Raw genomic sequence first — 25,508 nt, forward strand, 5'->3', positions numbered from 1 at the left:
GACATTGAGTGAGACCCCGCTGCCGACGGACCGGTACCTCGATCGCGAGATCTCCTGGCTCCAGTTCAACGACCGCGTCCTCGACCTCGCCCGGGACCGGAAGCGCATCCCGCTGATCGAACGCGCGAAGTTCCTGGCCATCTTCTCCTCCAACCTCGACGAGTTCTTCATGGTGCGCGTGGCCGGCCTGAAGCGTCGCATCGCGGCGGGCGTCGCGGTGCCGACGGTCAACGGGAAGATGCCCGGCGAGCTGCACGCGGAGCTGCTGGGCAAGGTGTCCGAGCTGGTCGCGGAGCAGTCGCGCGTCTTCCAGGAGGAGATCCGCCCGGAGCTCGCCGAGGAGGGGATCCAGATCCTGCGCTGGGACCAGCTCACGGCGTCGGAGAAGGACAAGATGCGCGCGCTGTTCGCCGAGCGCATCTTCCCGGTCCTCACCCCGCTGGCGGTGGACCCGTCGCACCCCTTCCCCTACATCTCGGGCCTGTCGATCAACCTGGCCGTCCTGCTGAAGAACCCGCAGACCGGGGGCAGGCAGTTCGCCCGCGTCAAGGTCCCGCCGGTGCTGTCGCGGCTGGTCAAGCTCGCCGAGGGTCGCTTCCTGCCGCTGGAGGAGATCATCGCCCGCCACCTCGGCCAGCTGTTCACGGGCATGCAGGTGATCTCGTACACCACCTTCCGGGTGACCCGGAACGAGGACATCGAGGTGGAGGAGGACGACGCCGAGAACCTCCTCTTCGCCCTCGAGAAGGAGTTGCTGCGCAGCAAGGTGGGCCGCCCGCCCGTCCGCCTCGAGGTGGAGGAGGGCATCGACGAGCACATGCTGTCCATGCTCATGGCCGAGCTGGACGTGCACGACAACGAGGTGTTCCGACTCTCCGCGCCGCTGGACCTCACCGGTCTGTTCTCGCTCGCGGACTCGCAGCGCGAGGACCTCAAGTACCCCAACTTCCTCCCGATCACCCACCCGGACCTGGCGGAGGTGGAGAGCGCCAGCCCGGCGGACATGTTCAAGGCCCTCAAGCTGCGCGACGTCCTTGTGCAGCACCCCTACGACTCGTTCGCCACCTCCGTGCAGCGGTTCATCGAGCAGTCCGCGGCGGACCCGGCCGTGCTGGCCATCAAGCAGACCCTGTACCGCACCTCGGGAGACTCGCCCATCGTCGACGCGCTCATCGAGGCCGCCCAGGCGGGCAAGCAGGTGCTCGCCGTCGTGGAGATCAAGGCGCGCTTCGACGAGCAGGCCAACATCGGCTGGGCGCGGAAGCTGGAGAAGTCCGGCGTGCACGTCGTCTACGGCATGCTGGGGCTCAAGACCCACTGCAAGCTGTCCCTCGTGGTGCGGGAGGAGTCCGACGGGCTCCGGCGGTACGCGCACATCGGCACCGGCAACTACAACCCGAAGACCGCCCGCCAGTACGAGGACATGGGCCTGCTCACCTCCAACCCGATCATCACCGACGACGTGGCCCGGCTGTTCAACCACCTGTCCGGCATGACCCAGGAGACCAACTACCGACGGCTCCTCGTCGCGCCGCACGGCATCCGCAAGGGGCTGCTCGAGTACATCGACGGCGAGATCGCCAACCACCGGGCGGGCAAGGTCTCGGGCGTCAAGATCAAGGTCAACTCGCTGGTCGACGAGGCCCTCATCGACGCCCTGTACCGCGCCTCGCAGGCCGGCGTGAGCGTCGACATCTGGGTCCGGGGCATCTGCACCATCCGCCCCGGGGTGCCGGGGCTCAGCGACAACATCCGGGTGCGTTCGATCCTGGGGCGCTTCCTGGAGCACTCGCGGGTCCTGTGGTTCGCCGGCGGAGGGCGGCCCATCGTCGGCATCGGTTCGGCGGACATGATGCACCGGAACCTGGACCGGCGTGTCGAGGCGATCGTCGGCATCAACAACCCGGCGCACGTCCAGCAGGTGGAGGACCTGTTCGAGATGGCGTTCGCGCCCACCACCGTGCACTGGGAGCTCTCGGACGCCACGTGGACCGCGCACACCACCGACGACGCGGGCAAGCCGCTGACGGACCTCCAGGAGACGCTCATCCAGCAGACAGCCGCCCGCCGCTCCTCGCGATGACCAGGCGTACCAAGATCCGGGCGGCCGGCGCCGTCGTGCTGCGCGGCACCGGCGACGACACCGAGGTGCTGATCATCCACCGGCCCCGCTACGACGACTGGTCCCTGCCCAAGGGCAAGGGTGAGGCCGACGAACTGGCCCCGCAGACCGCGGTCCGTGAGGTGCTCGAGGAGACGGGCATGGTGGTCCGGCTGGGCCTGCGGCTGCCCACCATCCGCTACCAGTTGGCCAAGGGCCCCAAGACCGTCCAGTACTGGCGCGCCGAGGTGGTCGAGGAGCGCCCCTGGGCGCCGTGCGCGGAGGTGGACGCCGTGAAGTGGCTCACCGTCGACAAGGCCATGCGCCGCCTCACCTACGCCGACGAGCGCCGCGTCCTGTCCGCGGCCCTCCTGACGCCCAGGACCACCCCGCTGCTCCTGGTCCGGCACGCCAAGGCCATGCTGCGCAAGGACTGGACCGGTCCCGACCAGGACCGCCGGCTGTCGGGCCGCGGCCGCAGGCAGGCCCGCGAGATGTCCCAGCTGTTCACGGCCTACGGCGTCGAGGAGTTGGTGTCGTCGTCGTCGACGCGGTGCGTCGAGACTCTCAAGCCCTACGCGGGCAGGCGTGGCCTGGTGATACAGACGGTGGACGTCCTGACCGAGGAGGAGGGCACCGTGCACCCTCACGACGTGACCCGCTTCACCGCGGACCTCTTCCGTGGCTTCGAGGCGCCGACGGCGGTGTGCGGGCACCGGCCGGTCCTCCCGGCGATGTTCAAGGGGCTGGATCTGCCGGCCCGGCCCATGGTGGTGGGCGAGGTCATCGTGGTGCACAGGGACGACGAGGGCGCGAAGGTGTCGGTGGAGGTCCACAAGCCCACGGCGTAGGAGCCAACCGCCCAGGAATACCCGAAAGTCGCTTCCGCGGGGGCAGAACTCCACTGTCGTTCACCTGTCGTTCACCCAACCAGCGCAGACGCGTTACTTCGGTTCCTTAACGTCCGGGTCAGGAACGAAACCCGGCCATCCGGTCAGGGACGTTCACGGCTCCACCCACTCGGAAGGTAATCCCGGATGAAGATTCGTCTGACCGCCGCTCTCGGCCTCTCGGCCGCGCTCCTCCTGTCGGCCTGCGCCGCCAACGAGGGCACCACCACGCCGGACTCCACGGGCTCCGCCGCGGCCACCGCGGGAGAGTCGGCGGCGTCCACGCTCGAGGGCACCCTCGCGGGCAAGGGCTCGTCGGCCATGAACTCGGCCCAGACCACCTGGATCGCGAAGTTCCAGGAGGCCAACCCCGGCGTCACCGTCAACTACGCGCCCGACGGCTCCGGCGCAGGCCGCGAGGCCTTCATGGGCGCCGGCGTGGACTTCGCCGGCTCCGACCGCGCGTTCACGCTGGAGGAGAACGTCGCCGGCGCCTCGTCGCTGTGCGCCGACACCTCGATCGCCTACAACCTCCCCATCTACGTCTCGCCGATCGCCGTGATCTTCAACGTCGAGGGCGTGACCGACCTCAACCTGGATCCCGACACCCTGGCCGGCATCTTCAACGGCTCCATCACCAAGTGGAACGATCCGGCGATCGCCGCGCTCAACGAGGGTGCCGCCCTGCCGGACATGGACATCACCGCCGTGCACCGCTCCGATGACTCGGGCACCACGGAGAACTTCACCGACTACCTCAACAAGTCGGCCCCCTCCGTGTGGACCAACGAGGCCGACGGCGAGTGGAGCTACGAGGGCGGCGAGGCGGCCAAGGGCACCTCCGGCGTGGTGGCCGCGGTCACCAACGGCACCGGGACCATCGGCTACGCCGACGCCTCCCAGGCCGGTGACCTCGCCGTCGCCATGATCGGCAAGGACGGCAACTACTTCGGCCCCACCGCCGAGGACGCCGCCGCCGCCGTCGACGCCTCCCCGATGGAGGAGGGCCGCGAGGCCAACGACCTGGCCATCGCGCTCGACCGCGAGGCCGAGGGCTACGGCATCGTGCTGGTGGCCTACGGCATGGCGTGCGCCGAGTACGCCGACCCCGCCAAGGCCGAGCTCGTGAAGGCCTACCTGGGCTACCTCGCCTCGGAGCAGGGCCAGGCCGACGCCGCCGAGGGCGCGGGCTCCGCGCCGCTGGCCCCCGCGCTGCGCGACAAGGTGCTCGCTGCCATCGACGCGATCAAGTGATCGTAGGATCCCAGTAACACCCCTCAGTCGCGCCCTCCCCTGAAGGAGGGCGCGACTGAACCGGGCTCAGGGCATCCGCCCGGCCTCCACCGGCACACCCAGGAGAACCATGTCGACGACCGACACGGAGGCGACGACACCGCCGCAGCCGACGGACCCGCTGCACCGTCAGGACGACGAGAGCCACGCCCTCAAGCACAGCAGCAGGCGGTTCGGGGACAAGCTCTACAAGGGCATCGCCACCGGCTCCGGCACCCTGATCCTGATCATCCTCGCGGCCGTCGCCACGTTCCTCGTCGGTCTCTCGCTGCCGGCGCTCACCGCCGATGCCGAGGAACTCCAGTACGGCGAGTTCTGGAGCTACGCGCTGCCCTTCGCCTTCGGCACCGTGTGGGCCGCCGCCCTGGCGATGGTGTTCGCCGTGCCGGTGGCCATCGGCATCGCGCTGTTCATCAGCCACTACGCCCCGCGGAGGCTCGCCCAGGGTCTCGGCTACATCATCGATCTCCTCGCGGCCGTGCCGTCGGTGGTGTTCGGCCTGTGGGGCATCAACACGCTCGCCCCGCTGATGCGTCCGCTGTTCGTGTGGCTCGCCGACAACCTCGGTGGGCTTCCGGTGTTCGGCTGGTTCTTCGCCGGCCCGGTGTCGGGCACCGGCCGCACCATCCTCACCGCCGCCGTGGTGCTGGCGGTCATGGTGCTGCCGATCATCACCGCCATCTCGCGCGAGGTCTTCCTCCAGACCCCCCGCCTGCACGAGGAGGCGTCGCTCGCGCTGGGCGCCACACGTTGGGAGATGATCCGCCAGGCGGTGCTGCCGTTCGGCACCCCCGGCATCGTGTCCGCGTGCATGCTCGGCCTCGGCCGCGCGCTCGGCGAGACGATGGCGATCGCCATGGTGCTGTCCCCCGCGGCCGTCATCCACTTCCAGATGCTCACCTCCAGCAACCCCAACACCATCGCGGGCAACATCGCGCTGGCGTTCCCCGAGGCGTTCGGCCTGGGCATCAACCAGCTGATCGCCACAGGCCTGGTCCTGTTCGTGATCACGCTGGCCGTGAACATGACGGCGCGCTGGGTCCTGTCCCTGCGCAAGGACTTCTCGGGAGCCAACTGATGAGCGCCACCACCCTCGCCCCGCGCAGCAGCGAGCTGACCGCCGGCCAGCTGCCCCGCTTCACCGCCCTCGCCATGCTCGTCGTCGCCGCCGCGGTCACCGCCGGCGTGCTGTCCCTGTTCGGTGCGGCGAGCCTCGGCAGCGTCGCGATCGTCGGCGTGCTGATCTTCCTGGCCGCCATGTTCACCCTCTCCTGGGCGGTCGAGGGCATGCGCAAGGCCAAGGACCGCAACGCCCGCTACATCGTCACCGGCGCCTTCCTGGTCGCCCTGCTGCCGCTGGTGTCGCTGATCTGGCAGACGGTGGCCAAGGGCCTCGAACGCATGGACGCCCAGTTCCTCACCTACTCGATGCGCAACGTCATCGGTGAGGGCGGAGGCGCCATCCACGCCATCTGGGGCACCCTCATCATCACCGGCATCGCTAGCCTCATCTCCGTGCCGATCGGCCTGTTCACCGCGATCTACCTCGTCGAGTACAGCGGGGGCAGCAGGCTGGCCTCCGCCATCCGGTTCTTCGTGGACGTCATGACGGGGATCCCGTCCATCGTGGCGGGCCTGTTCGCCTACACGGTCTTCAGCCTGCTCTTCGGCCCCGGCACCAACAACGGCCTCTCCGGCGCCGTCGCGCTGTCTGTCCTGATGATCCCGACGGTGGTGCGCTCCGTCGAGGAGATGCTGCGGCTCGTGCCCAACGAGCTGCGCGAGGCCTCCTACGCGCTGGGCGTGCCGAAGTGGCGCACCATCGCCAAGGTGGTGCTCCCGACGGCGCTGGCGGGCATCGTCACCGGCATCGTGCTGTCCATCGCGCGCGTCATCGGCGAGACGGCCCCGCTGCTGGTCACCGCCGGCATCACGGCCTCGATGAACATCAACCCGTTCTCGGATCCCATGGCCACGCTGCCGGTGTTCGTGTACTACCAGTACGTGACCCCGGGCATCCCGCAGGACCCGTTCTACGCCCGGGCGTGGGCAGGAGCGCTCACCCTCATTCTCATCGTCATGGGCCTCAACGCGATCGGTCGACTCATCGCGTGGAAGTTCGCCCCCAAGTCCGGCCGCTGACCAGGAAGATCACACATGTCCAAGCGAATTGAGCTCAAGGATCTCGACATCTACTACGGCAAGTTCCACGCCGTGAAGTCGGTCAGCATGACCATCGAGCCCCGGGCCGTCACCGCCTTCATCGGCTCCTCCGGGTGCGGCAAGTCCACGGTGCTGCGGTCGATCAACCGCATGCACGAGGTCATCGACGGCGCCTACGTCGACGGACAGGTGCTCCTCGACGGCGTGGACCTCTACGACAAGGCCGTGGACCCGGTGCGCGTGCGCCGGCACATCGGCATGGTGTTCCAGCGGCCCAACCCGTTCCCCACCATGTCGATCCGCGAGAACATCCTGGCGGGGGTGCGGCTCAACAACGCCAAGTTGACCAGGTCCGAGTCGGACGCGCTGGTCGAGCAGTCGCTGCGTGGCGCCAACCTGTGGAACGAGGTCAAGGACCGCCTGGACAAGCCGGGCTCCGGCCTCTCCGGCGGTCAGCAGCAGCGCCTGTGCATCGCGCGCGCCATCGCCGTGTCCCCGGACGTGCTGCTGATGGACGAGCCCTGCTCCGCGCTGGATCCGATCTCGACGCTGGCCATCGAGGACCTGATCAAGGAGCTGAAGGAGACCTACACCGTCGTCATCGTCACGCACAACATGCAGCAGGCGGCGCGCGTGTCGGACTCGACGGCCTTCTTCAACCTCAAGGCGCACGGCCAGCCCGGCGAGCTGATCGAGTACGGCCCCACCGAGAAGATCTTCCACAACCCGGACCAGAAGGCGACGGAGGACTACATCACCGGCCGCTTCGGCTGATCCCTCCCCCACCGCTTGGACGGCGGCGCCCCGCGGGGTGCCGCCGTTCGCGCGTCCGCGGACCCTACAGCGGATCGACGGACCAGTAGGTGACCGGCTCGGCGGCCTTGCCGCAGCTGAGAGGCGCCTCGTCGCCGGTGTCGATCCTGGTCACCCGTACATCGACGCGGGTCTGTCCGTGCCGGACCCGCACCAGGCCGTCGGCCTCCTCGCTCCCGAGGTCCTCGGCCCGGGCCGCGCCGAAGGCGCTCAGCGCCCACGCCTCGGCGGCCTGCCGCTGCGGCGGGAGATGGCTGCGGCCGCGGTCCTTCCGCGCTCCGCCGGGCCACAGCAGCCCCACGCCGGCGTCGCGGTGGGCGGCCGCGGCGTCGGCGGGCTCGACGCGGCCGAGCACCTGTCCAGTGGGGAGCAGCAGGGTGGTGGGGGCGAACCTGTGCCCGCCGAGGTGCGAGCACTCCCAGAGCGCGTCCGGCCCCAGCTCGTCGGCGAGCGCGTCCAGGATGGGGCGTCCCTCCAGCGCGCAGCACCGGTCACGCTTGGCGTGCGTGCAGACCAGGAGCACCGGATCGGAGCCGGCTGAGTCGGGCCGCGGAGCCCCGGCGGCCTGCCAGAGCGTCACCCACGCCAGCAGCTCTGCGGCGTCGTCCACCTCGAAGCGGGCCACCCATCCGCCCTGGTCGAAGCCGCCGGAGAGCAGCACGGTGAGGGGCTCGTCGCCGACGGTGTTGCGGGATGCCTGGCGGATCAGGAGCAGCCGGCCCCCCATCGCCTCGACGAGGGCGTCGAGGCGGGAACCAACCCCCGGATCGACGGCCCGGGCGCTGGTGGCCGCCTTGGCCCCCCATGGTCCGGGCGCCTCGAGACACAGCCAGAAGCCGGCGCGCGGAGCCGTGCCCCAGGCCGCGGGACCGGCCTCGGACCACAGCACAGAGCAACGCGACATGTCCGCCAGCCTAGCCCTCGCCGGGGCGTGCGCGGCCGGTCCGCCACGGCCGGGAGGGGTCAGGCGCAGTCGACGAGGCCCACCGAGGCCTTGAGCCGCAGAACCCGCTCGGCGGAGTCCAGGACCTGGCCGGCGAACGCATCGTCCGACTCCGCCTCGGCCGCCGTGGCGTCGATCATGGCGGCCATCAGCGTCGGGTCGGCGTTGATGACGAGGTCTCCACCGGCCGCCAGGAACCGCACCCCGCGGTCCTCCGGCGCCACACCGGCCACAGCCCGGGCCGCGCCCAGGTCGTCGGCGATGACCACCCCGTCGAAGCCGAGGTCCGAGCGGAGGAGGTCGGTGATGACTGCGCGGCTGAACACGCCCTCCACGTCAGGGGCGATGAGGCTGAAGACGGCCGAGGACACCATGACGGAGCCTGCTCCGGCGTCGATCCCCGCCCGGAACGCGTCGAGCGAGGCGCTGTCGACGGTGGTGTCATGGTCGACGGCGGCGTCGAAGTCGGTATTGGCGTCCACCTCGCCCAGCCCTGGGAAGTGCTTGAGCGAGGTGGCCACGCCCGCCTGGGTCATCCCCTCCACGAACTCGGTGAGGGAACGCGACACCGCGTCGGCGTCGTTGCCGTAGTTGCGCGACAACAGGCCGATCGGCGCGTTGCTGCCCTGCTTGGCCGCCGGCACCACGTCCGCCACCGGGGCCAGGTTGTAGTGGACGCCCGCAGCGCCGAGCTGCTCGCCCCAGCGGAGGCTGGCATCCCGGAGCTCGCCCGTCGCCATCTGTCCCTGCTCGGTGGCCGGCGGGATGCGGTCGAAGCCCTCGCCGCGCAGCCGCTGCACCTGCCCGCCCTCCTGGTCCACGGCGATCAACAGGGGCAGGTCCGCTGTGCCCAGGCTGCCCAGCTCCGCCGTCAGCTCCCGGACCGCGGCGACCCCAGAGGTGGTGTTGCCGAGCAGCACCACCGAGCCCACGCGGCCGAGCGTGATGGCCGAGCGTGTGGTCTCATCCAGGCCGACTGTGGAGACGCCCACCATGAAGAGCTGGCCCACCCTGGTGCGGTCGTCCAGGCCCTCGGCGAGGGACCGGCAGGTGGTCACGCTGGGTTCGGGCTCGACCGTGGGCGACGGAGGGATCGCCGAGGGACTCGCCTCCGCGATGCTGGCCGGCCCGGTGGCGGTGGCGCCCGGCGGCAGGATCGGACCGGGCGCGCACCCGACGGCGAGAAGGGCCGCGGACGCGATCAGGACAGAGGTACGCTCCCCCATTCAGCGGTCCAGGTAGACGGGGTGGTGCGCGTCGACGAGCCCCAGCAGTGCGTTCTCCACCACCTCCGGGAGGGCGGGGTGGATCCAGTACTGGCCGCGCGCCATCTGCGTGACCGGGAGGCCGAAGGTCATCGCCTGGATCAGCGGCTGGATCAGCGTGGGCGCCTGCGGCCCGATGATGTGGGCGCCGAGCAGGTGCCAGCTGTGCGGGTCCGCGAGCAGCTTGACGAAGTGCCCCTCGTCCTCGAGCGCCCAGCCGTAGGCCACGTCCGCATAGCGCTGCCGGGCTACCACGTAGGGCACTCCCCACTCCCTCAGCTGCTCCTCGGTGGCGCCCACGCTGGCGAGTTGGGGATCGCTGAACACCGCGCTGGGGACATACCGGTGGTCCGTCTCGACAGGCTGGTCGGGATGGAGCAGGTTGTGCTGGACGGTGCGCATCTCGGCGTTCGCCACGTGCTTGAGCAGGTAGTCCGAGGACGCGTCCCCGATCGCCCAGACGCCCGGGACGTTCGTGGCCTGGCGGGCGTCGACCTGGATCTGTCCGCCGGCCCGGACGTTGATGCCGGCGGCCGGGAGGTCCAGCGCCTCCCAGTTGCGGACCCGCCCGACGGCCAGCAGCAGCGCGTCGGCGAAGTACTCGTACTCGACGCCGTTGCGGTCCCGCGTGATGACCGTGACCCCGCCGTCGTCCGAGCGCTCGAGCGAGCTGAGCTGCTGGTTGAGGCGCACGTGCACCCGCTTGGAGAGCAGCGCGGCGAAGTGCTCGGCCACCTCCCGGTCGTGGTGGCGCAGCAGCACGTCGGAGCGGTTGATGAGCGTGACCTCGGTGCCGAGCGCGGAGAAGATGTGCGCGAACTCAGCCGCGATGTATCCGCCGCCGACGATGACCAGGCGGCGGGGCCGCTCGTCGACGCGCATGATCGTGTCTGACGTGAATACCAGGCCCTCGACCTCCTCGAGGCCGGGAACCTCTACCGAGCGGGGGCGCGAGCCGGTGGCGATGACGATGTGGTCCGCGCTGATGGTGTTGTCGCCCACCTGGAGCGTCTTGGGCCCGACGAACCGGGCCTCCCCCTGGAACACGGTCACGTTGGACGAGCGACGCCTCCAGTCCAGGCCGCCGGCGGAGATCGGGTCGATCCGGCCGAAGATCCGGTCCCTGATCGCCTTCCAGTCGGAGCCGCGGTACTGCAGGTCCACGCCGAGGCGCCTGGCCTCGGCGGGGGCGGCGGCGTGGTCCGCCGGCAGCACGAACATCTTCGTGGGGATGCAGCCGCGGTTGAGGCAGGTGCCGCCGAAGGTCTCGTCCCGCTCGATCAACGCCACGTTCCAGGTGGCGAACCGCTCGTCGATCAGCGAGTTCCCGGAGCCGGAACCGATCACCACCAGGTCAAAATGCTGCATGGCGCCATTGTTCCATGGACCGCGGCGCCGCAGCCGTCGCGGCCGCGGGGGGTCGGCGCGGGGCGCCTAAGCTGTGGCCATGAGCAGCAACACGTGGGCAGTGGTCACCGGCGCTTCGAGCGGCCTGGGCGTGGGCTACGCCCAGCGGCTGGCGTCCGAGGGAGTCAACGTGCTGCTGGTGGCCCGCCGCCGCGACCTCCTGGAGTCCGTCGCCGAGACGATCCGCAGCACGCACGGCGTGGCGGCGGAGGTGTGGCCGGCAGACCTCACCATCAGGGACGAGCGGTCGCGGCTGGCGGCCCGCATGGCGGAGCTCGACGTCAGCCACCTGGTCAACAACGCCGGCTTCGGCACGATGGGCCACTTCAAGGACGCGTCTCCTGACCGGGTGAGCGACGAGATGGAGCTCAACATGGTCGCGCTGACCGAGCTGACCCGCGCGGTCCTCCCGCACATGGTCGGCCGGGGGGCCGGCGCGATCATCAACGTGGCCTCCACCGCGGCGTTCCAGCCCATCCCCACCATGGCCGTCTACGCGGCGTCGAAGGCGTACGTGATGCGGTTCACGATCGCGCTGTGGGAGGAGCTGTATTCGACGGGGGTCCGGGCCATCGTCATCTGTCCCGGCCCCACGGACACGGAGTTCTTCGCCAACGCCGGCGACGACGGGGTGATGAAGCGGCGCCGCACGATCGACCAGGTGGTCGAGACCACCTTCGCCGGCCTGAAGGCGCACCGTCCCATGGTGGTGGACGGCCCGGTGAACGCGCTCATGGCGGCCGCCACACGGCTCGTCCCCATGCACATGCAGGCCCGGGTCGCCCGGCTCGTGGCCACGAACTAGGGCGGTCTCAGCCCACCTGGATGGACTTGTTCTCCGAGGAGGTCGTCGGCGGGGCTCCCCCGGTGACGCTCGCGCGCACGTCGTAGCTGCCGGGCTCGAGCGGCACGCTCACTGACCACACGCGCCAGCCCTCGGCGTTGAGGCCCGTCGACGTCTGCGCCGAGGTCTCGGCCACGACGACGTCGGTGTCGATGTCGGTGATGCGGACGATGGGCTCACCCACGTCCGGCTTCACGGTGCCGATGATCACCACCTGGCCGGCCGGGAGCTGCGCCGCGTTCTTGGGCGAGTCGATCCACAGCGCGGGCATAGGTGTCAGCCCCTCGCGGGTGAATCCGGTCTCGCTGATGAAGTCCGCCGGGGGCGGTCCGCCGTCGGACAGGAAAAGGACCCGCAGGTCGGGGTTGCCGATGATCTCCGACGCCGTGTAGACCACCTGGTTGCGCGCCTGCGCCGCCAGGGAGGCGGTGGTGAGGTCGGCGTAGGCCTCCGAGGAGAGGTCCACGGTGAGCGTGTCATCGGAGGTCTCGATGCCGTTGAGCGTGCCCGGCCCCCAGGCCGACTTGTAGTCCGGGTCCAGCGGGGCGAGCGAGAGCACCGCGTCCAACGCCCCCTGGACCAGATCGGTGGTGGCCGGGAGGTCGCGCAGTTCGCGGTACAACCGGCCGTCCTGCCTGCTCACGTAGTAGAGCGGGATGCCGCGCACCTGCGCAGGCAGCGACTTCGCGGCGATGATCGTCGGCGCCGCGGTGGGGCCCTGCGTGGCCGAATCCGGCGTGGCGGCCGTCGGGCGGGTCAGCGCGGCCAGCCCGAGGCCGGCCACGACCGCCACGACGGTGATGAGCGCCACCATCCGGGGCCTGAGGCTTCCGGACCGACGGGCGGTGAGGTTGAGCAGCTCCCCCTCCAGTGTCTCCGTGCCGGGGGCCTGGACCAGCCGGGCGGCCGAGCGCAGCGCGGCGGTCACCTCCTGGGAGAGCGACTCCAGGACCCCGGGAAGGCTCCCCGGCGTCGGCGCGCCCACCCGACGGCGCAGCGCCTCGAGCGCCACCTCGAGCCTCTGGTTGCAGCCTCTGACGGACATCCGCATGATGGCCGCCAGCTCGGGGCCGAAGACCGAGAGGTAGTGGCTGACGATGATCAGCTCGGCGGTGCGCGGCGGGAGGGAGGAGACCGCGGTCAGGATCTCCCTCTGGCGCGACTCCGGCACCTCAGGCATCGTGATGGCGGCCTGGGCGGGCCGCACGGCCCTGGCGAGGTGGACCACATGCTCGTGCAGGAACTCCACGCGCTCCGCCGGGTCGATCAGGCGATGGCCCCGCCGGTGCAGCGCGAGGAGCGCGCTGCGGACGATGCGGCCGGACTGCTCCTCGGCACCGAGGAGCACGACCAGCCGGTGCAGGGTGCCCCCCTGCTCCTCGTACAGCCGGACCAACCAGTCCGGCGCCTCCTCGGCTGCCACCGCTCAGATGCCCGCGTAGGAGTGGAGGCCGCTGAACAGCAGGTTGACGCCGATGAAGTTGAACCAGAAGGTCACCACGCCGACCAGCGCGATGATCGCGACGGGGCGGCCCCGCCACCCGGCAGTGGCCCGCGCGTGGAGGTACGCCACGTAGACGATCCAGGTGATGAAGGACCAGGTCTCCTTGGGGTCCCAGTTCCAGAACCGGCCCCAGGCGTACTGCGCCCAGATGGCGCCCGCGGCGATGGTGAAGGTCCACAGCGGCACCGCGAACGCGTGGAGCCGGTAGGAGATGAGGTCCAGCGTCTTCGCGGGAGGGACCTTGGCCAGGTAGCCGTCGATCACGGTGCCCCGGGCCGCGGCGCGGCGCTCCGCCGAGTCACGGATCAGGAAGAGGGCGGCCGTGACGGCCCCGACGTTGAAGGCCGCGCCGGAGATGGCGGCCGCGACGATGTGGATGATGAACCACACGCTGTGGAGGGCCGGCACCAGAGGCGCCACCTCCACGTAGAACTCGGTCACGGCCAGGCCCAGGCCCACGGTGAACAGGAGGGTCAGGCCGAGGCCCAGCCACCGCATCCCGAATCTCGCCACGCCGACGAGGTAGATGATGGCGGCGAACGCCAGCGCCGACGTGATGAACTCGTACATGTTGCCCCACGGGGGGCGCTGGGCCGAGACGCCCCGCAGCACCACCCCGGCCACATGCACCACCGCCGAGACGAGGGTCGCGGCCACCGCGAGTCGGCCCCACAGGTCCACGCGGATCCGCTGCCTGTCCTCCGAGCCGTCGTCCGGCCGGACCGAGGCGAGCCCCCTGGCGGACGACCATTCCAGGGCATGCAGCCCGAAGGCCACGAGGTAGCCAACGGCCGCGACCACGATCGCGGTGTAGGACCATTCGGACAGCGTCACGTCTGGGGTCCCTCCTTCATCTCCTGGGCCGGCGCGCCCCCATTGTGCCCAGGAACCGCCACCGAGGCCAACAGCGCGGCAACCTCGTCGTCGAGTCCGGTGGCGGCGTCTGCCCTGTCGAGGCCCCCCGCGACGGCCTCACCGTCGGCGATCCTGACGAAGAGGCGCCGCGGCCGCACGAAGAGGGAGACGCACAGCCCGGCGACGCCGAGCAACAGCGAGATCAGCGTCATGGTGTTGCCCGGGGTCTGGCTGACCTGCAGCTTCACCCACCTCTGGTAGCCGTCGAAGCTGATCGAGCCGAGCCCGTCCGGCAGGGTGAAGCCGGCGCCCGGCAGCATCCTGGCCCGCAGTACCTGGCCGTCGTCGCCCGGGACGGGCGTGAGGCCGGCCGTGTCGAGGGTGTAGACGCTGGAGGGTATCCCGGTCTCCTCCGCGGGCGGTCCCGACCACGCGTTGAGGTAGACCTCGGGGTTCAGCGCGTCCGGGAACACCGAGTGGGGGCCGGTCTCGTCCAGCACCGCCGTCGGGAAGAAGAACGCCTCGAAGGCGAGGCGGTCGGGGCGCGCGTCGGGGGCCTTGACGACGCCCACCGAGGAGAAGTTGCCGTCCTGGGGCAGGAATACCACGGGGCCGCTGTAGGCGACGTCGCCGTTGCCGTCGGTGACCGTGAAGAGGGGTGCGTAGCCGTGGCCGATGAGGTTGATCTGCGTGCCGCCGTCGGTGATCAGTGGCTCGTTGACGGTGAGCAGCGCCGCCCGCGTCCCGGCGGCGTCGGTGAGGGTCACGTCCGCGTCGAACTGGCGGGCCGCCCCGCGCTGCACCTCGCCGGTCTCGAACGAGGCGCGGAACTCGTCGATCCCGACGGCGAACGCCTCCAGGGAGTCCGTGTCGACGAGCGATCCGGAGGTGAAGTCGTCGTACTGCGTGATCACGTTGGCGAAGCCGCGGCCCTCGACGACGACGACGGTGCCGTGGAACCCCCAGAGGTTGGACCAGGCCATGCCGATCAGCATGGCGATCAGCGAGATGTGGAAGACGAGGTTGCCCGCCTCGCGGGCATAGCCCCGCTCGGCCGAGACGCCGTCGACGGACCGCCGGGTCCGGTAGCGCCTGGACCGCAGCCACGCCTCCGCGGCGGCGAGCGGGTCTGCCTGAGCCCCGTCGACGGCGCCGCGGGCCACGGCCGGGAGCCGCTCGATGCGGGCGGGCAGGGGCGGCGGCGGCTTCCTGACGGCGCCCAGGTACTTGGAGATGCGCGGCAGGATGCAGCCGATGAGCGAGACGAACAGCAGCAGGTAAACCGCCGAGAAGGCGGGCGAGGTGTACACGTCGTAGAACCCGAGCGGCTCGAAGATCGAGTCCCAGAACGGGTTGTCGCGCTTGAAGTCCAGCACCGAGATGGGCGAGATGCTCTGCTGCGGGATCATCGAGCCAGGCACCGTTGCCAGCGCCAGCAGGAAGAGCAGCATCAGGGCGGTGCGCATGGAGGTCAGCTGGCCCCAGGCCCAGCGCAGCAGCTGCAGCGGGCCGAGCGCGCGCCCCGAGTCCGTCGTCACAGGATGGTCCCGTAGTCGGCGGCCCACTGGCGCAGCACCGCGATGAGGGCGTCCCACCACCCGATCACCATGGCCAGCCCCACCAGCATCATCGACACGCCGCCGATGCGCTGGAGCAGCAGCCCGTGGCGCTTCAGCCAGTCGAAGCGCGGCGCCAGCGCGGTGAACGCGACGGCGAACGCGAGGAACGGCAGGCCGAGGCCGAGGGCGTAGGCGAACGCGAGGATCCCCCCACGCGTCGCCGAGCCCTCGTTGAGGGCAAGCGTCAGCACCACGGACAGGGCCGGACCGATGCAGGGCGTCCAGCCGAGCCCGAACACCATGCCGAGCAGGGGCGATGCCCAGACGCCGAGGCGGGGCGCGACGGCCGGGCGCCACCCGGACGGGACGGGCAGCCAGCCGGCGAAGCCGGCCCCCAGCACGAGGATGACGATGCCCAGGACGACGGTGATGAGGCGCGCGTTGGTGAGCAGCGCCGCCCCGATGCCGCCGAGCAGCGCCCCGGTGAGCACGAACACCACGGAGAAGCCGAGGATGAATCCCAGCGTCCCGCCCACGAGCAGGCGCTTGGAGGCGCTGCCGTCGGCGATCTGCGCAGACCCGAGCCCCGACGCGTAGGACAGGTAGCCGGGCAGCAGGGGCAGCACGCAGGGCGAGAGGAACGACACCAGGCCGGCCAGCATCGCGACGGGGATGGCCACGAGCATGGAGGAGGTCAGGGCCTGCCCCGCCCAGGACTCGAGCAGGATCACGAGCCGGCCGCCACGTCGGAGACGATGCCGCTGAGCGTGGACGCGTCGACGGTGCCGAGCACCCGGGCGGCCACCCTGCCGTCGGCGTCGATCACGACGGTGCTGGGGATGGCCTTGGGCGGCAGCTGGCCGAAGCCCAGGAGCAGCCTGCCGTCGGGGTCGAAGATGCTGGGATAGGTGAGGCCGAACGCCCGCTCGAACGCCTGGGCGGGGGCCACGTCGAGGTCCCTGGTGTTGACGCCGAGGAAGGCCACGTCCTCGCCCAGCTCCCGGTGGGCCTCGACGAGCTCCGGGGCCTCTGCACGGCAGGGGGCGCACCAGGAGCCCCACACGTTGACCACCACGATCCTCCCCGCGTGGTCCGCCGTCGAGACCTGGTCCCCGTTGAGGGCGGCGCCGCTGAGCGTGGGGGCCGGTTGGCGTTCGGCTGCCGGCACGATCGTGACGGTGCCGTCCCCGCCCTCGAACCCGACGCCGTCAGACCCTGCCTGCGCACCGCAGCCCGCCAGCAGCAGGAGTGATGCGGAGGCCGCGAGCAGCAGCCTCACGTGCCGACCTTGAACCGCCGGTTGCGAACGGCGGGAAGGAGATCGGCGACCGGCTCGGCGTAGTCCACGGCCGTCACTTGGCCGTCGCGCAGGGTGAAGCTGGTGACCGAACACAGGGTGCACTGGCGGCGGCGCGGGTCGTGGACCAGTGGCCGACCCTCCGCGTCGCTGCGGGCGATCCAGATGGGCAGCTGGTGGCTGACGACGAGCGCCTGGCCACCGGGGCCGGCGGCGGCGGCCGCGTCCTGGATGGCGGCACGCATCCTGGCCGCCACGTCCTTGTACGGCTCGCCCCAGCTGGGCTGCAGGGGGTTGCGCATGTGCCAGAACATCCGCGGGTCGCGCAGCGCCCGGTTGTCCTTCCCGAACACCATGCCCTCGAACCTGTTGTCAGCCTCGATCACCCGGTCGTCGGTGGTGATCTCGAGATCGGAGAACAGCGCGGCAGTGGGGGCCATCGTCTCCTGGGCCCGCTGCAACGGCGAGCAGCGGAGGTGGGTCAGCGGGACGTCCCGCCAGTAGGTGGCCATCCGCTGGGCCATCCGTTGCCCCAGCTCGGAGAGCCCGAAGCCGGGAAGCCGGCCGTAGAGGACACCGCCGGGGTTCTCCACCTGGCCGTGCCGCATGACGTGCACCTTCGTCGCCTCTGTCACGCTCATCACCCTAGTCTGCCGGGGCAACTGCCTTGCGGCGCTTCCGGCGCTTGCGCTGCGACGGCTTGGTCACGGGGAGGCCGGCGGCCACCTGGTCCGCCCTGCGGCGGTCCGCGAAGCGGGCGAGGGCCTCTGCCAGCGACTCGAAGGTGGGCGCGTCCGCGATGACGTCCACCCGAAGGCCGTGCATCTCGCAGGCGGCGGCCGTGGCCGGGCCGATGGCCGCGACCACGGTGGCCGGGTGCGGCTTGCCCGCGATGCCGATCATGTTGCGCACCGCCGTGGCGGAGGTGAACACGACGGCGTCGTACATGCCGGTCTTGATGTCGTCGCGGACCTCCGGGGGCGGCGGCGCTGCGCGGACCGTGCGGTACGCGGTGACCTCCTCCACCTCCCAGCCGAGGCGGCTGAGGCCCACGAGAAGGGGCTCGACCGACACGTCGGCGGACGGCACGAGCACGCGGTTGAGCGGGTCGATGAGGTCGTCGTAGGCGGGGAACTCGGTGGCGAGGGCCCCTGTGGTGTTCTCGACCACGGGCGTCAGGTCCGCGACGAGGCCCAACCGCGCCAGCGCCTCGATGGTGCCGCGGCCCACGGCCGCCAGGCTGATCCCCGAGAGGGCCCGCGAGTCCAGCCCGTACTCGGTCAGCCGTTCGGCGATGGCGGCCACGGCGTGCGGGGAGGTCAGCACCAGCCACAGGTAGCGCCCGTCGACGAGGCCGCGGACGGCCTTCTCCATGCCCTGCTCCGTGCGCGGCGGCTCGATCGACATGGTGGCCACCAGCTCGGTGCCCGCCCCGTAGTGCGCCAGCTCCTCGATCAGGGAGCTCAGGTCGTCCTTGGTGCGCGGGGCGATGACCCGCCAGTCGAACAGCGGCTTGCCCTCGAACCAGGCGTAGCGCTGACGACGGACGTCCTCGATGCCCGGGCCGACGATGAAGTAGCACTCCGGGGCGTCGACGTCGTCGATCTCGCCCCAGGTGAGGACCTCGCTGACCTGGGAGGTGGTGCCGACGCCCACGAGGCTGAGGCACTGGCCGTCGCGGCCGTAGCGGATGGCGGCCTGGGCGGCCACCTCGCGCGCCAGGTTCCCCGCGGCGCGCACCACCAGGGTGTCCGCGGAGGGCCATGACTCGATGTCCGGCACGTGGACCTTGGCGTCCAGCGCCGCGAACGCCGCCGTCGCGGACACGCCGCCGAAGGACAGGGCGGCGCTCCAGCGGTTGACCCCGGGCACCACGTTGGCCCGGATGCCGGCCTCGGTCAGCACCTCGGGCAGCACCCCGGCGGAGTCCGCGTCGGTGAAGTAGTCCCCCGAGTGCAGGCGGACCACGCGACGGCCACGGGCGACGGCGCCGAGGATCTCTGCCACCTCGTCGTCCCCGCCGGCGATCCTCACCTCGGCGTGCGCGGGGGCGAGGGCCCGGACCTGCTCGACGTCCGCCGTCGGGTCCACGATGAGGAGGTCCGCGAAGCGCATCGCCCGCGACCCTGAGAGCGTGAGGAGCCCGAGATCAGCCGGGCCGGACCCCACGAACGTGACGGACCCACCGGTCGGCTCGAACTCCGGCGGTGTGGCCGGTGAGGTCGGTTCCAGGGAGTCGGTCACTGCGATCTGTATCCGTTCAGGGCTGGTCGACGAGCGACGGGATCCAATCGGCTGGCATGTCCCAGGGGGCCTGGCCGCTCAACGTCCCACGGAGCGCGCCTTCGTCGACGAACCAGTAGCTGAGCAGCCGCTGGTCCACGAAGGTGACGGGCACGTGGTCGGTGAATCTGGCACGGAGGGTCTCGTCTGAGTCGACGTCCACCGTGCGCCAGTGCACCCCGAGGTCCTCGCAGGCGCTGCGCACGACCGCCTCGGCGTCCACGCAGAGGTGGCATCCGGAGCGGGTGAGCAGCAGTACCCGCGAGGGTGGTGCCACTACTTGCCGGCGCGACGACGCTGGATGCGCGTCTTCTTCAGCAGCTTGCGGTGCTTCTTCTTGGCCATACGCTTGCGACGCTTCTTGATGACAGAGCCCACTGTTCGCCTTTCCTAACCGGATGATCCGGGTGGTTCAATGTGTCTGACCGCGCTGGGCCAGACTCTGAATCTTAACTGTTCCTGGGGAGGATCGACCAATCCCCACTCAGAGGGCCATGGCCCGGCCGCGCTCGGCGCATGCCTCCATGGCCGCGAGGAACGCCGCGCGGACCCCGCGCTCGTCCAGGACCCGGAGCGCGGCGGCGGTGGTCCCGGCCGGCGAGGTGACCTGCTCGCGCAGCTCCGAGGCCCGTGCGCCGGTGGCCAGGAGGGCGGCCGAGCCCACGAAGGTCTGCACCACCAGGTCCGTGGCCTCTCCGCGCGTCAGGCCCTGGTGCACCCCGGCCTCGATCATGGCGTCGGCCACGTAGAAGAGGTAGGCCGGGCCTGAGCCTGAGACCGCGGTGAGCGCGTCGATCTGCTTCTCGGGGATCACGATGCTGCGCCCGACGGCGTCCATCAGGCCCGTGACCATCGCCACCTGGTCCGCCGAGGCGGTGGTGCCCGGCACGACGCCCGCCATCCCCTTGCCCACCAGGGCGGGGGTGTTGGGCATGACCCGGACCACGGGGGCGCCGGGCGGCAGGCCCGCCTCCAGCTGCGCGATCGGGGTGCCGGCGGCGATGGAGACCACCAGGGGGGCCGACGAGGCACCCAGGCACGCCGACAACTCGGCCAGCACGCCGTCGATCTGGTGGGGCTTGACGGCGAGCACCACGACATCGGCCGTGGCGGCCTGGGCCGTCTGGACGGCCCGGACGCCGTGGCGGGCGCGGATGGCGTCGGAGCGCTCCCGGGAGGGCTCGACGATGCTGAGCTCGTGCGCGGGGTGCCCGGCCGCGAGCCAGCCCGCGAGGAGGGCCTCTCCCATGGCGCCGGCTCCGATCAGGGCGATCCTCATGGGATCAGCAGCTCCGCGATCTGGATGGCGTTGAGGGCCGCACCCTTGCGCAGGTTGTCGTTGCTGATGAACAGCACCAGCCCGCGGTTGCCCTCGACGCTGCGGTCCTGGCGGATCCGCCCCACGAGGGAGGGGTCCGCCCCGGCCGCCTCCAGCGGCGTTGGCACGTCCACCAGCCGGACGCCCGGCGCGCCGGCCAGCGCGGCCCGGGCCTCCTCCGGCGTGATGTCCCCGGCGAACCGGGCGTGGACGGACAGCGAGTGCCCGGAGAACACGGGGACGCGCACGCAGGTGCCCGCGACGAGGAGCCCGGGGATGTGGAGGATCTTGCGCGACTCGTTGCGCAGCTTCTTCTCCTCGTCCGTCTCGCCCTCCCCGTCGTCGACGAGGTTGCCGGCCAGCGGCACCACGTTGAAGGCGATGGGCGCGACGTAGGGGGCGGTGTCGGTGGGCTGGAAGACCGAGCCGTCGAGCGCCAGGGCGCGGGGGTCCTCGACCTGGCCCAGCTGGGAGGCCAGGGCCTCGACTCCCTTGACGCCGGACCCGGACACGGCCTGGAAGGTGGTGACCTGCAGCGCCTCGAGCCCGGCCAGGTCGTGCAGCGGCTTGAGGACCGGCATGGCGGCCATGGTGGTGCAGTTGGGGTTGGCGACGATGCCGAGCTCCGCCTTCGCCACGTCCCCCGGGTTCACCTCGGAGACCACCAGCGGGACCCGGTCGTCCATCCGCCACGCGGAGGAGTTGTCCACGACGGTGGCGCCGGCCTCCGCGACACGCGGGGCCCACAGCTTCGACGTCGATCCGCCGGCCGAGAAGAGGGCCACGTCGAGGCCGGCGAAGTCCGCCGTCTCGATGTCCTCCACCACCACGTCCGTCCCGCCCCAGGGCAGCACCTTTCCCGCCGACCTCGCGGAGGCGAAGTAGCGGATCTGGTCAACCGGGAAATTGCGCTCCTCGAGGAGGCGACGCATGACGCCGCCCACCTGTCCGGTCGCGCCGAATACTCCAACACGCATGGGCGGAAGTCTACGACGCCCGCGCCCGACCCCCACCTCCCTTGTCCATGCGGCCCGCCTGCGCGGGGACGCCGATGGGTAATGTTCAAGCGTCCCCGACGAGCGGAAGGCCGACGATGACCCAGGTCCCACAACCCCACCCCTCACGCATCACGCCGTTCGCGGGCCACGCGGTCGTCGTCGGGGTCACCGCCGAGCAGCCCGACGTCGTCCTGCTGACCGCGGCCGAGCTGGCCCGTGCCCAGGGGGGCACCCTGTTCTGCGCCTACGCGGATCCCGGTCGCGTCGTCGAGCGCGAGTTCCCCGACGGCAGCGTCGAGCACAGCGACATGGACCCGGACCTGTCCGACGACGAGGAGTGGCGTCAGCGGCAGGCCGGGATCGTCGCGGCCATCGGGCAGGCGCTGGCAGGCTCGGACGTGACCTGGGAGTTCCGCTACCTGGCGGGGCGGGCGGATCGTGCGCTGACCCACCTGGCGCGCGCCGTCGACGCGGCCGTGATCGTCGTCGGGACGGGGCGGCCGGGGCGCAGCGGGCGGTTCCACGGCCTCCTGGACGCGGCCGTCGGCACCCACCTGGCCCACCACCAGCACCGGCCGGTGCTCGTGGTGCCCACCTCGGTGGTGGACTGGAAGACGCCGTTGGAATGGAGGTGAGCCCCGCTCCCCCGCCCGCCTACCTGCGCCCGTCGCTCATCGGCATGGTCGCCCTCGGCGGCGCGGCCGGGACCGCGCTCAGGCACGCCATCGAGTCCGCCTTCGGCGCCTCGCCCGGCGAGTTCCCCTGGGCCACGTTCGCGATCAACGTCACGGGGGCCCTCGTCCTCGGCGCGCTGCTGGAATCGCTGACCCTGGTGCCGGCCGACGGGGGCCGCCGCCGTGCGCTGCAGCTGACGCTGGGCACCGGCCTGCTCGGCGGCTACACCACCTACAGCACCTTCGTCCTCGAGACCCTTGCCCTGGGGAGGGCCGGCGACCTGGTCCTCGCCGCGGCCTACGCCGTCGCGTCCCTCGCGGCGGGCTTCGTCGCCGCGCTCGCCGCGATGACCCTGGTGCACCGCCTGGTGGCCTCCGCGAGGCGGACGTGATTCCGGTCTGGGTGGCGCTCGCGGGCGGTCTGGGCGCCGCCTCCCGCTTCGTCGCCGACGGGGTCCTGACGTCCCGCCTGCCCCGGACCCTCCCCACCGCCACACTGGTGATCAACGTCCTCGGCTCGTTCCTGCTCGGGGCGGTGACCGGGTGGGTGGCCGACGGCGGCCCGGCCGGCGTGGCCGCGGTCGCGGGGGTGGGCTTCCTGGGCGGGTTCACCACGTTCAGCACCGCGAGCGTCGAGCTGGTGCGGCTGGTCCGGGCGGAGCGCCCCCTGGCAGCAGCGGGGCTGGCCGTGATGATGCTCGTCCTGGGCCTGGCGGCCGCCTCCCTCGGCGTCGCGCTCGGCCTGGCGTTGCCCTGACCCTGGGTCAGCGACCGAGCGCGGACAGCAGCACCGGCAGCAGCGGTGCGCCGACGAACGCGACGATGTCCAGCAGCGAATGCGTGATCACCAGCGGCATCACCCGCTTGATCCTCAGGTACAGCCAGCCGAACGCCAAGCCCATGACGAGGTTGCCGACGAAGCCGCCGAACCCCTGGTACAGGTGGTATCCGCCTCGGATGACCGCGCTGGCCACCAGGATCACCCACATCCGCCCGCCCGTCTGGGCCCACCGGGTGAAGAGGTAGCCGATCATCAGCACCTCCTCCAGCACGCCGTTCATCACGGCGCGCAGGACCAGCACCGGCACGGTCCACCAGTTGGCGGCCAGGTTGGCCGTGCTGACCTGGGTGTTGATCCCGATCTCGACGGCGAACAGGTAGAACGCCAGGCCCGCCACCCCGATCACGGCGAACACGCCGAAGCCCCAGGCCAGGTCGGAGCCGGGGCGCCGGAGGTCGAAGCCCATCACCCGCCAAGGCCCCTCGGCAGGCCGATGCTGCGTGGCGAGCAGGTACAGGGCCAATGCCACGGGGACAAGGGGGAACGTCATCCACGCCAACTGGTAGGCGAGGTCCAGCCAGGGCCGGTCGGGCGTCGCGCTGTTGTTGATCGACGTGGTCTGCTGATTGAGCGGGATGGGCCGGGTGACCTTCTCGATGATCGACAGAAGCGCGTAGACGGCCGACTGTCCGAGCGACAGCAGCAGCACGATGGCCATCTCGGTGCGCAGGAGGCGGCGCGTGGCGGGCTCGACGGCGAGCGTTGTGGCGGCCGTCATCGCTTGTCCGAGATGGCCCGCAGGTAGCTGTACAGCGTGCGCGGCCGCGCCGCGATGCGCGTGGTCAGGTACTCGAACCAGGCCGGCCCGAACGGGACGTAGGTGCGCGAGCGGTAGCCGATGTCGCTCAGCCGGCGCTGCTCCAGGGGACGCACGCCGTAGAACATCTGGAACTCGAAGCCGTCGCGGCCCACGGCGTTGCGGCGCGCCAGGTCCTGGGCGATCGCGATGATCGTCGGGTCGTGGGAGGCGACCATGGTGTAGGCGCCGTTCTCCATGGCGCGCCGCACGCACCGCACCATCGCCAGCGACTTCTCCCGCTCGCTGCGGTACCCGGCGCCCTGCGGCACCGGATAGGAGCCGACGCACACCCGCAGGTGGGCTCCCCCGTCCGCCAGCCGCTCCGCCTCGCGCTCGGAGCGGCGGATGTCGGCCGGCAGGGTGAGCCCGATCCGGTCGCACCGCTCCCGCGCGCCCCTCCACAGCTGAAGCACCCCGTCGTAGTCCTCAGTGCCCTGCATCTCGAGCGTGACCCTCGCCCCGTGGGCCTCGGTGGCGCCGCACAGGTCGTCCAGCCGCGCCTGGGCGCTCTCCACGCTCTCGCGGAGGCCCAGCGACGACGGCTTGACCGAGATCTCGACCCCGCGGGCGTCCTCCCCCAGGGCCTCCAGCGCCCCGCACAGCACCCCTGTGGTCTCGGCCTCGTCGTCCGAGCTGGGCAGGTAGGCCAGCGAGGCCAGCAGGCCTTGTCCGTGGAGGGTGCGCACCACCCGGACCGCGTCGTCGATGCGCTCCCCCGCGACATAGGCCTTCGCGAACTCCTCGGCCGCACCCGAGGCCATGGCGGACGACTGCACCCGGCGCGACCTGATCAGCGACCGCACCGCACTGTTAAGACGCGACATCCACTCTCCTCGCCGCACCCTTGGCCAGCACGGCACGGATGGAGTCCAGGGATTCGCCCAGCAGCACCTCGCGCTCGTGGCGCGACCGCGCCCGCCGCGACGAGACCTCCAGCACCATGTGGCCCCCGAAGCCCGAGGCCGCCAGTTCCTCGACCACGGTCCAGGCCGCCTGGTCCCCCTCGCCCGGCATCAGATGCTCGTCCTTGAGGGACCCGCGGCCGTCCGTGAGGTGGACGTGCGCCAGCCGGTCCCCCCAGGCGTGGACCAGGTCCAGCGACTGACGCTGGGAGGTGGACGCGTGGCTGAGGTCCAGCGTCAGATGGTCGTAGTCGTAGGACGTGGGGTCCCATCCGGGAAGATAGGCCTGGAAGTGCCCCGCCGGCGTCCGCCAGGGATACATGTTCTCGACGGCGAACTTCACGCTGGTCTCTGCGTTGAGGCGCTTGATCCCGGCGACGAACCCCGCCCCGTACTCCTTCTGCCACCGGAACGGGGGGTGGACCACGACCGTGTCGCCGCCGAACTGCTGCACGGCCTCGCCCGAGCGCCTCAGCTTGTCCCACGGGTCCGAGCCCCACGTGCTCTGCGTGACGAGCAGCGTAGGCGCGTGCACCGACAGCACGGGCACGCCGTGATAGGAGGAGAGCTTCTCGATGGCGCCGATGTCGGTGGAGAGGGCGTCGACGCCCACCATCAGTTCGATGCCGTCGTATCCGAGCGAGGCGGCAAGCTCGAATGCGCTCGCCGATGCCTCCGGAAACACGGAGGTGGTCGACAGCAGGACCTTCGACGTGGACACAACCGCAACCCTACCCGCCGAACGCCGGGGCGGCTCAG

27 protein-coding genes are annotated in these 25,508 nt (G+C 71.1%); 10 read left to right on the forward strand and 17 right to left on the reverse strand.

Annotated features, from left to right (window positions below; genetic code table 11):
- Window positions 1–4 precede the first annotated feature (4 nt).
- From ACX1D3_RS15615 to pstB, 6 genes are all read left to right on the forward strand, one after another.
- The gene (locus ACX1D3_RS15615) at window positions 5–2,083 is read left to right on the forward strand and encodes an RNA degradosome polyphosphate kinase (protein ID WP_458994721.1); all 2,079 of its coding nucleotides are present in this window, start codon (window positions 5–7) and stop codon (window positions 2,081–2,083) included.
- Entirely contained in the window at window positions 2,080–2,952 is an 873-nt protein-coding gene (locus ACX1D3_RS15620) for an NUDIX hydrolase (RefSeq protein WP_458994722.1), read from the forward strand. The genes ACX1D3_RS15615 and ACX1D3_RS15620 overlap by 4 nt, the downstream gene beginning before the upstream one ends.
- Before the next feature lie 186 nt (window positions 2,953–3,138).
- A complete protein-coding gene (gene pstS / locus ACX1D3_RS15625; RefSeq protein WP_458994723.1) occupies window positions 3,139–4,245 on the forward strand; it encodes a phosphate ABC transporter substrate-binding protein PstS in 1,107 nt (368 codons plus the stop codon).
- 109 nt (window positions 4,246–4,354) lie between these two features.
- A complete protein-coding gene (gene pstC / locus ACX1D3_RS15630) occupies window positions 4,355–5,362 on the forward strand; it encodes a phosphate ABC transporter permease subunit PstC (RefSeq protein ID WP_458994724.1) in 1,008 nt (335 codons plus the stop codon).
- Window positions 5,362–6,426, forward strand: coding sequence for a phosphate ABC transporter permease PstA (gene pstA, locus ACX1D3_RS15635; protein WP_458994725.1), 1,065 nt, complete (start codon window positions 5,362–5,364; stop codon window positions 6,424–6,426). Before pstC ends, pstA begins: the two co-directional genes overlap by 1 nt.
- A 15-nt stretch (window positions 6,427–6,441) precedes the next feature.
- Complete coding sequence (pstB, locus tag ACX1D3_RS15640; RefSeq protein ID WP_458994726.1) at window positions 6,442–7,221, forward strand: phosphate ABC transporter ATP-binding protein PstB; 780 nt, start codon at window positions 6,442–6,444, stop codon at window positions 7,219–7,221.
- A 64-nt stretch (window positions 7,222–7,285) separates the two neighbouring features.
- On the opposite strand, the gene ACX1D3_RS15645 is transcribed toward pstB, so the two are convergent.
- The 3 genes from ACX1D3_RS15645 to ACX1D3_RS15655 are packed head-to-tail and all read right to left on the reverse strand — an operon-like array spanning window position 7,286 to window position 10,836.
- Window positions 7,286–8,164, reverse strand: coding sequence for a ferredoxin family protein (locus ACX1D3_RS15645; RefSeq protein ID WP_458994727.1), 879 nt, complete (start codon window positions 8,162–8,164; stop codon window positions 7,286–7,288).
- Window positions 8,165–8,223: 59 nt separating this feature from the next.
- A complete protein-coding gene (locus ACX1D3_RS15650; RefSeq protein WP_458994728.1) occupies window positions 8,224–9,429 on the reverse strand; it encodes a glycoside hydrolase family 3 N-terminal domain-containing protein in 1,206 nt (401 codons plus the stop codon).
- Entirely contained in the window at window positions 9,430–10,836 is a 1,407-nt protein-coding gene (locus ACX1D3_RS15655) for a mycothione reductase (protein ID WP_458994729.1), read from the reverse strand. It lies immediately after the preceding gene.
- A 79-nt stretch (window positions 10,837–10,915) separates the two neighbouring features.
- On the opposite strand from ACX1D3_RS15655, the gene ACX1D3_RS15660 reads away from it, so the two are divergent.
- Window positions 10,916–11,680 carry an SDR family NAD(P)-dependent oxidoreductase gene (locus ACX1D3_RS15660; RefSeq protein ID WP_458994730.1) on the forward strand — a complete coding sequence of 255 codons (765 nt, stop codon included), beginning with the start codon at window positions 10,916–10,918 and terminating at the stop codon, window positions 11,678–11,680.
- 7 nt (window positions 11,681–11,687) lie between these two features.
- On the opposite strand, the gene ACX1D3_RS15665 is transcribed toward ACX1D3_RS15660, so the two are convergent.
- From ACX1D3_RS15665 to ACX1D3_RS15715, 11 genes are all read right to left on the reverse strand, one after another.
- Window positions 11,688–13,142 carry a GerMN domain-containing protein gene (locus tag ACX1D3_RS15665; RefSeq protein WP_458994731.1) on the reverse strand — a complete coding sequence of 485 codons (1,455 nt, stop codon included), beginning with the start codon at window positions 13,140–13,142 and terminating at the stop codon, window positions 11,688–11,690.
- 3 nt (window positions 13,143–13,145) lie between these two features.
- Window positions 13,146–14,057 carry a c-type cytochrome biogenesis protein CcsB gene (ccsB, locus tag ACX1D3_RS15670; RefSeq protein ID WP_458994732.1) on the reverse strand — a complete coding sequence of 304 codons (912 nt, stop codon included), beginning with the start codon at window positions 14,055–14,057 and terminating at the stop codon, window positions 13,146–13,148.
- Window positions 14,054–15,643 (reverse strand): cytochrome c biogenesis protein ResB, encoded by a 1,590-nt coding sequence (gene resB / locus ACX1D3_RS15675; RefSeq protein ID WP_458994733.1) that lies wholly within the window; start codon window positions 15,641–15,643, stop codon window positions 14,054–14,056. The genes ccsB and resB overlap by 4 nt, the downstream gene beginning before the upstream one ends.
- Window positions 15,613–16,323: a cytochrome c biogenesis CcdA family protein gene (locus ACX1D3_RS15680; protein ID WP_458996574.1), complete on the reverse strand. Its 711-nt coding sequence runs from the start codon at window positions 16,321–16,323 to the stop codon at window positions 15,613–15,615. Before ACX1D3_RS15680 ends, resB begins: the two co-directional genes overlap by 31 nt.
- Before the next feature lie 41 nt (window positions 16,324–16,364).
- Window positions 16,365–16,916, reverse strand: a complete 552-nt coding sequence (locus tag ACX1D3_RS15685) for a TlpA family protein disulfide reductase (protein ID WP_458994734.1) — start codon at window positions 16,914–16,916, stop codon at window positions 16,365–16,367.
- Window positions 16,913–17,575, reverse strand: coding sequence for a histidine phosphatase family protein (locus ACX1D3_RS15690; protein ID WP_458994735.1), 663 nt, complete (start codon window positions 17,573–17,575; stop codon window positions 16,913–16,915). The genes ACX1D3_RS15685 and ACX1D3_RS15690 overlap by 4 nt, the downstream gene beginning before the upstream one ends.
- 4 nt (window positions 17,576–17,579) lie before the next feature.
- Window positions 17,580–19,178, reverse strand: coding sequence for a uroporphyrinogen-III synthase (locus ACX1D3_RS15695; protein WP_458994736.1), 1,599 nt, complete (start codon window positions 19,176–19,178; stop codon window positions 17,580–17,582).
- 16 nt (window positions 19,179–19,194) lie between these two features.
- Window positions 19,195–19,494, reverse strand: a complete 300-nt coding sequence (locus tag ACX1D3_RS15700) for a glutaredoxin family protein (protein ID WP_458994737.1) — start codon at window positions 19,492–19,494, stop codon at window positions 19,195–19,197.
- Window positions 19,494–19,595, reverse strand: a complete 102-nt coding sequence (locus ACX1D3_RS15705) for a 30S ribosomal protein bS22 (RefSeq protein ID WP_002550589.1) — start codon at window positions 19,593–19,595, stop codon at window positions 19,494–19,496. The genes ACX1D3_RS15700 and ACX1D3_RS15705 overlap by 1 nt, the downstream gene beginning before the upstream one ends.
- A gap of 106 nt (window positions 19,596–19,701) precedes the next feature.
- The gene (proC, locus tag ACX1D3_RS15710) at window positions 19,702–20,496 is read right to left on the reverse strand and encodes a pyrroline-5-carboxylate reductase (protein ID WP_458994738.1); all 795 of its coding nucleotides are present in this window, start codon (window positions 20,494–20,496) and stop codon (window positions 19,702–19,704) included.
- Window positions 20,493–21,512, reverse strand: a complete 1,020-nt coding sequence (locus ACX1D3_RS15715; RefSeq protein WP_458994739.1) for an aspartate-semialdehyde dehydrogenase — start codon at window positions 21,510–21,512, stop codon at window positions 20,493–20,495. The genes proC and ACX1D3_RS15715 overlap by 4 nt, the downstream gene beginning before the upstream one ends.
- 116 nt (window positions 21,513–21,628) lie before the next feature.
- Here ACX1D3_RS15715 and ACX1D3_RS15720 point away from each other — a divergent pair, with 116 nt between their 5' ends.
- Genes ACX1D3_RS15720 through ACX1D3_RS15730 form a run of 3 tightly spaced genes read left to right on the forward strand, consistent with a single transcriptional unit; the run spans window position 21,629 to window position 22,964 of the window.
- Entirely contained in the window at window positions 21,629–22,168 is a 540-nt protein-coding gene (locus tag ACX1D3_RS15720; protein ID WP_458994740.1) for a universal stress protein, read from the forward strand.
- Window positions 22,165–22,599, forward strand: a complete 435-nt coding sequence (locus tag ACX1D3_RS15725; RefSeq protein WP_458994741.1) for a FluC/FEX family fluoride channel — start codon at window positions 22,165–22,167, stop codon at window positions 22,597–22,599. Before ACX1D3_RS15720 ends, ACX1D3_RS15725 begins: the two co-directional genes overlap by 4 nt.
- Window positions 22,596–22,964 (forward strand): fluoride efflux transporter FluC, encoded by a 369-nt coding sequence (locus ACX1D3_RS15730; RefSeq protein WP_458994742.1) that lies wholly within the window; start codon window positions 22,596–22,598, stop codon window positions 22,962–22,964. The genes ACX1D3_RS15725 and ACX1D3_RS15730 overlap by 4 nt, the downstream gene beginning before the upstream one ends.
- Window positions 22,965–22,971: 7 nt before the next feature.
- Here ACX1D3_RS15730 and ACX1D3_RS15735 read toward each other — a convergent pair whose 3' ends face one another.
- Genes ACX1D3_RS15735 through ACX1D3_RS15745 form a run of 3 tightly spaced genes read right to left on the reverse strand, consistent with a single transcriptional unit; the run spans window position 22,972 to window position 25,470 of the window.
- Window positions 22,972–23,766, reverse strand: a complete 795-nt coding sequence (locus ACX1D3_RS15735; protein ID WP_458994743.1) for a CPBP family intramembrane glutamic endopeptidase — start codon at window positions 23,764–23,766, stop codon at window positions 22,972–22,974.
- A complete protein-coding gene (locus ACX1D3_RS15740; RefSeq protein ID WP_458994744.1) occupies window positions 23,763–24,671 on the reverse strand; it encodes a proline dehydrogenase family protein in 909 nt (302 codons plus the stop codon). Before ACX1D3_RS15740 ends, ACX1D3_RS15735 begins: the two co-directional genes overlap by 4 nt.
- Complete coding sequence (locus ACX1D3_RS15745) at window positions 24,658–25,470, reverse strand: sugar phosphate isomerase/epimerase family protein (protein ID WP_458994745.1); 813 nt, start codon at window positions 25,468–25,470, stop codon at window positions 24,658–24,660. The genes ACX1D3_RS15740 and ACX1D3_RS15745 overlap by 14 nt, the downstream gene beginning before the upstream one ends.
- Window positions 25,471–25,508 lie beyond the last annotated feature (38 nt).

The organism is Tessaracoccus yangjingae (assembly GCF_054483935.1).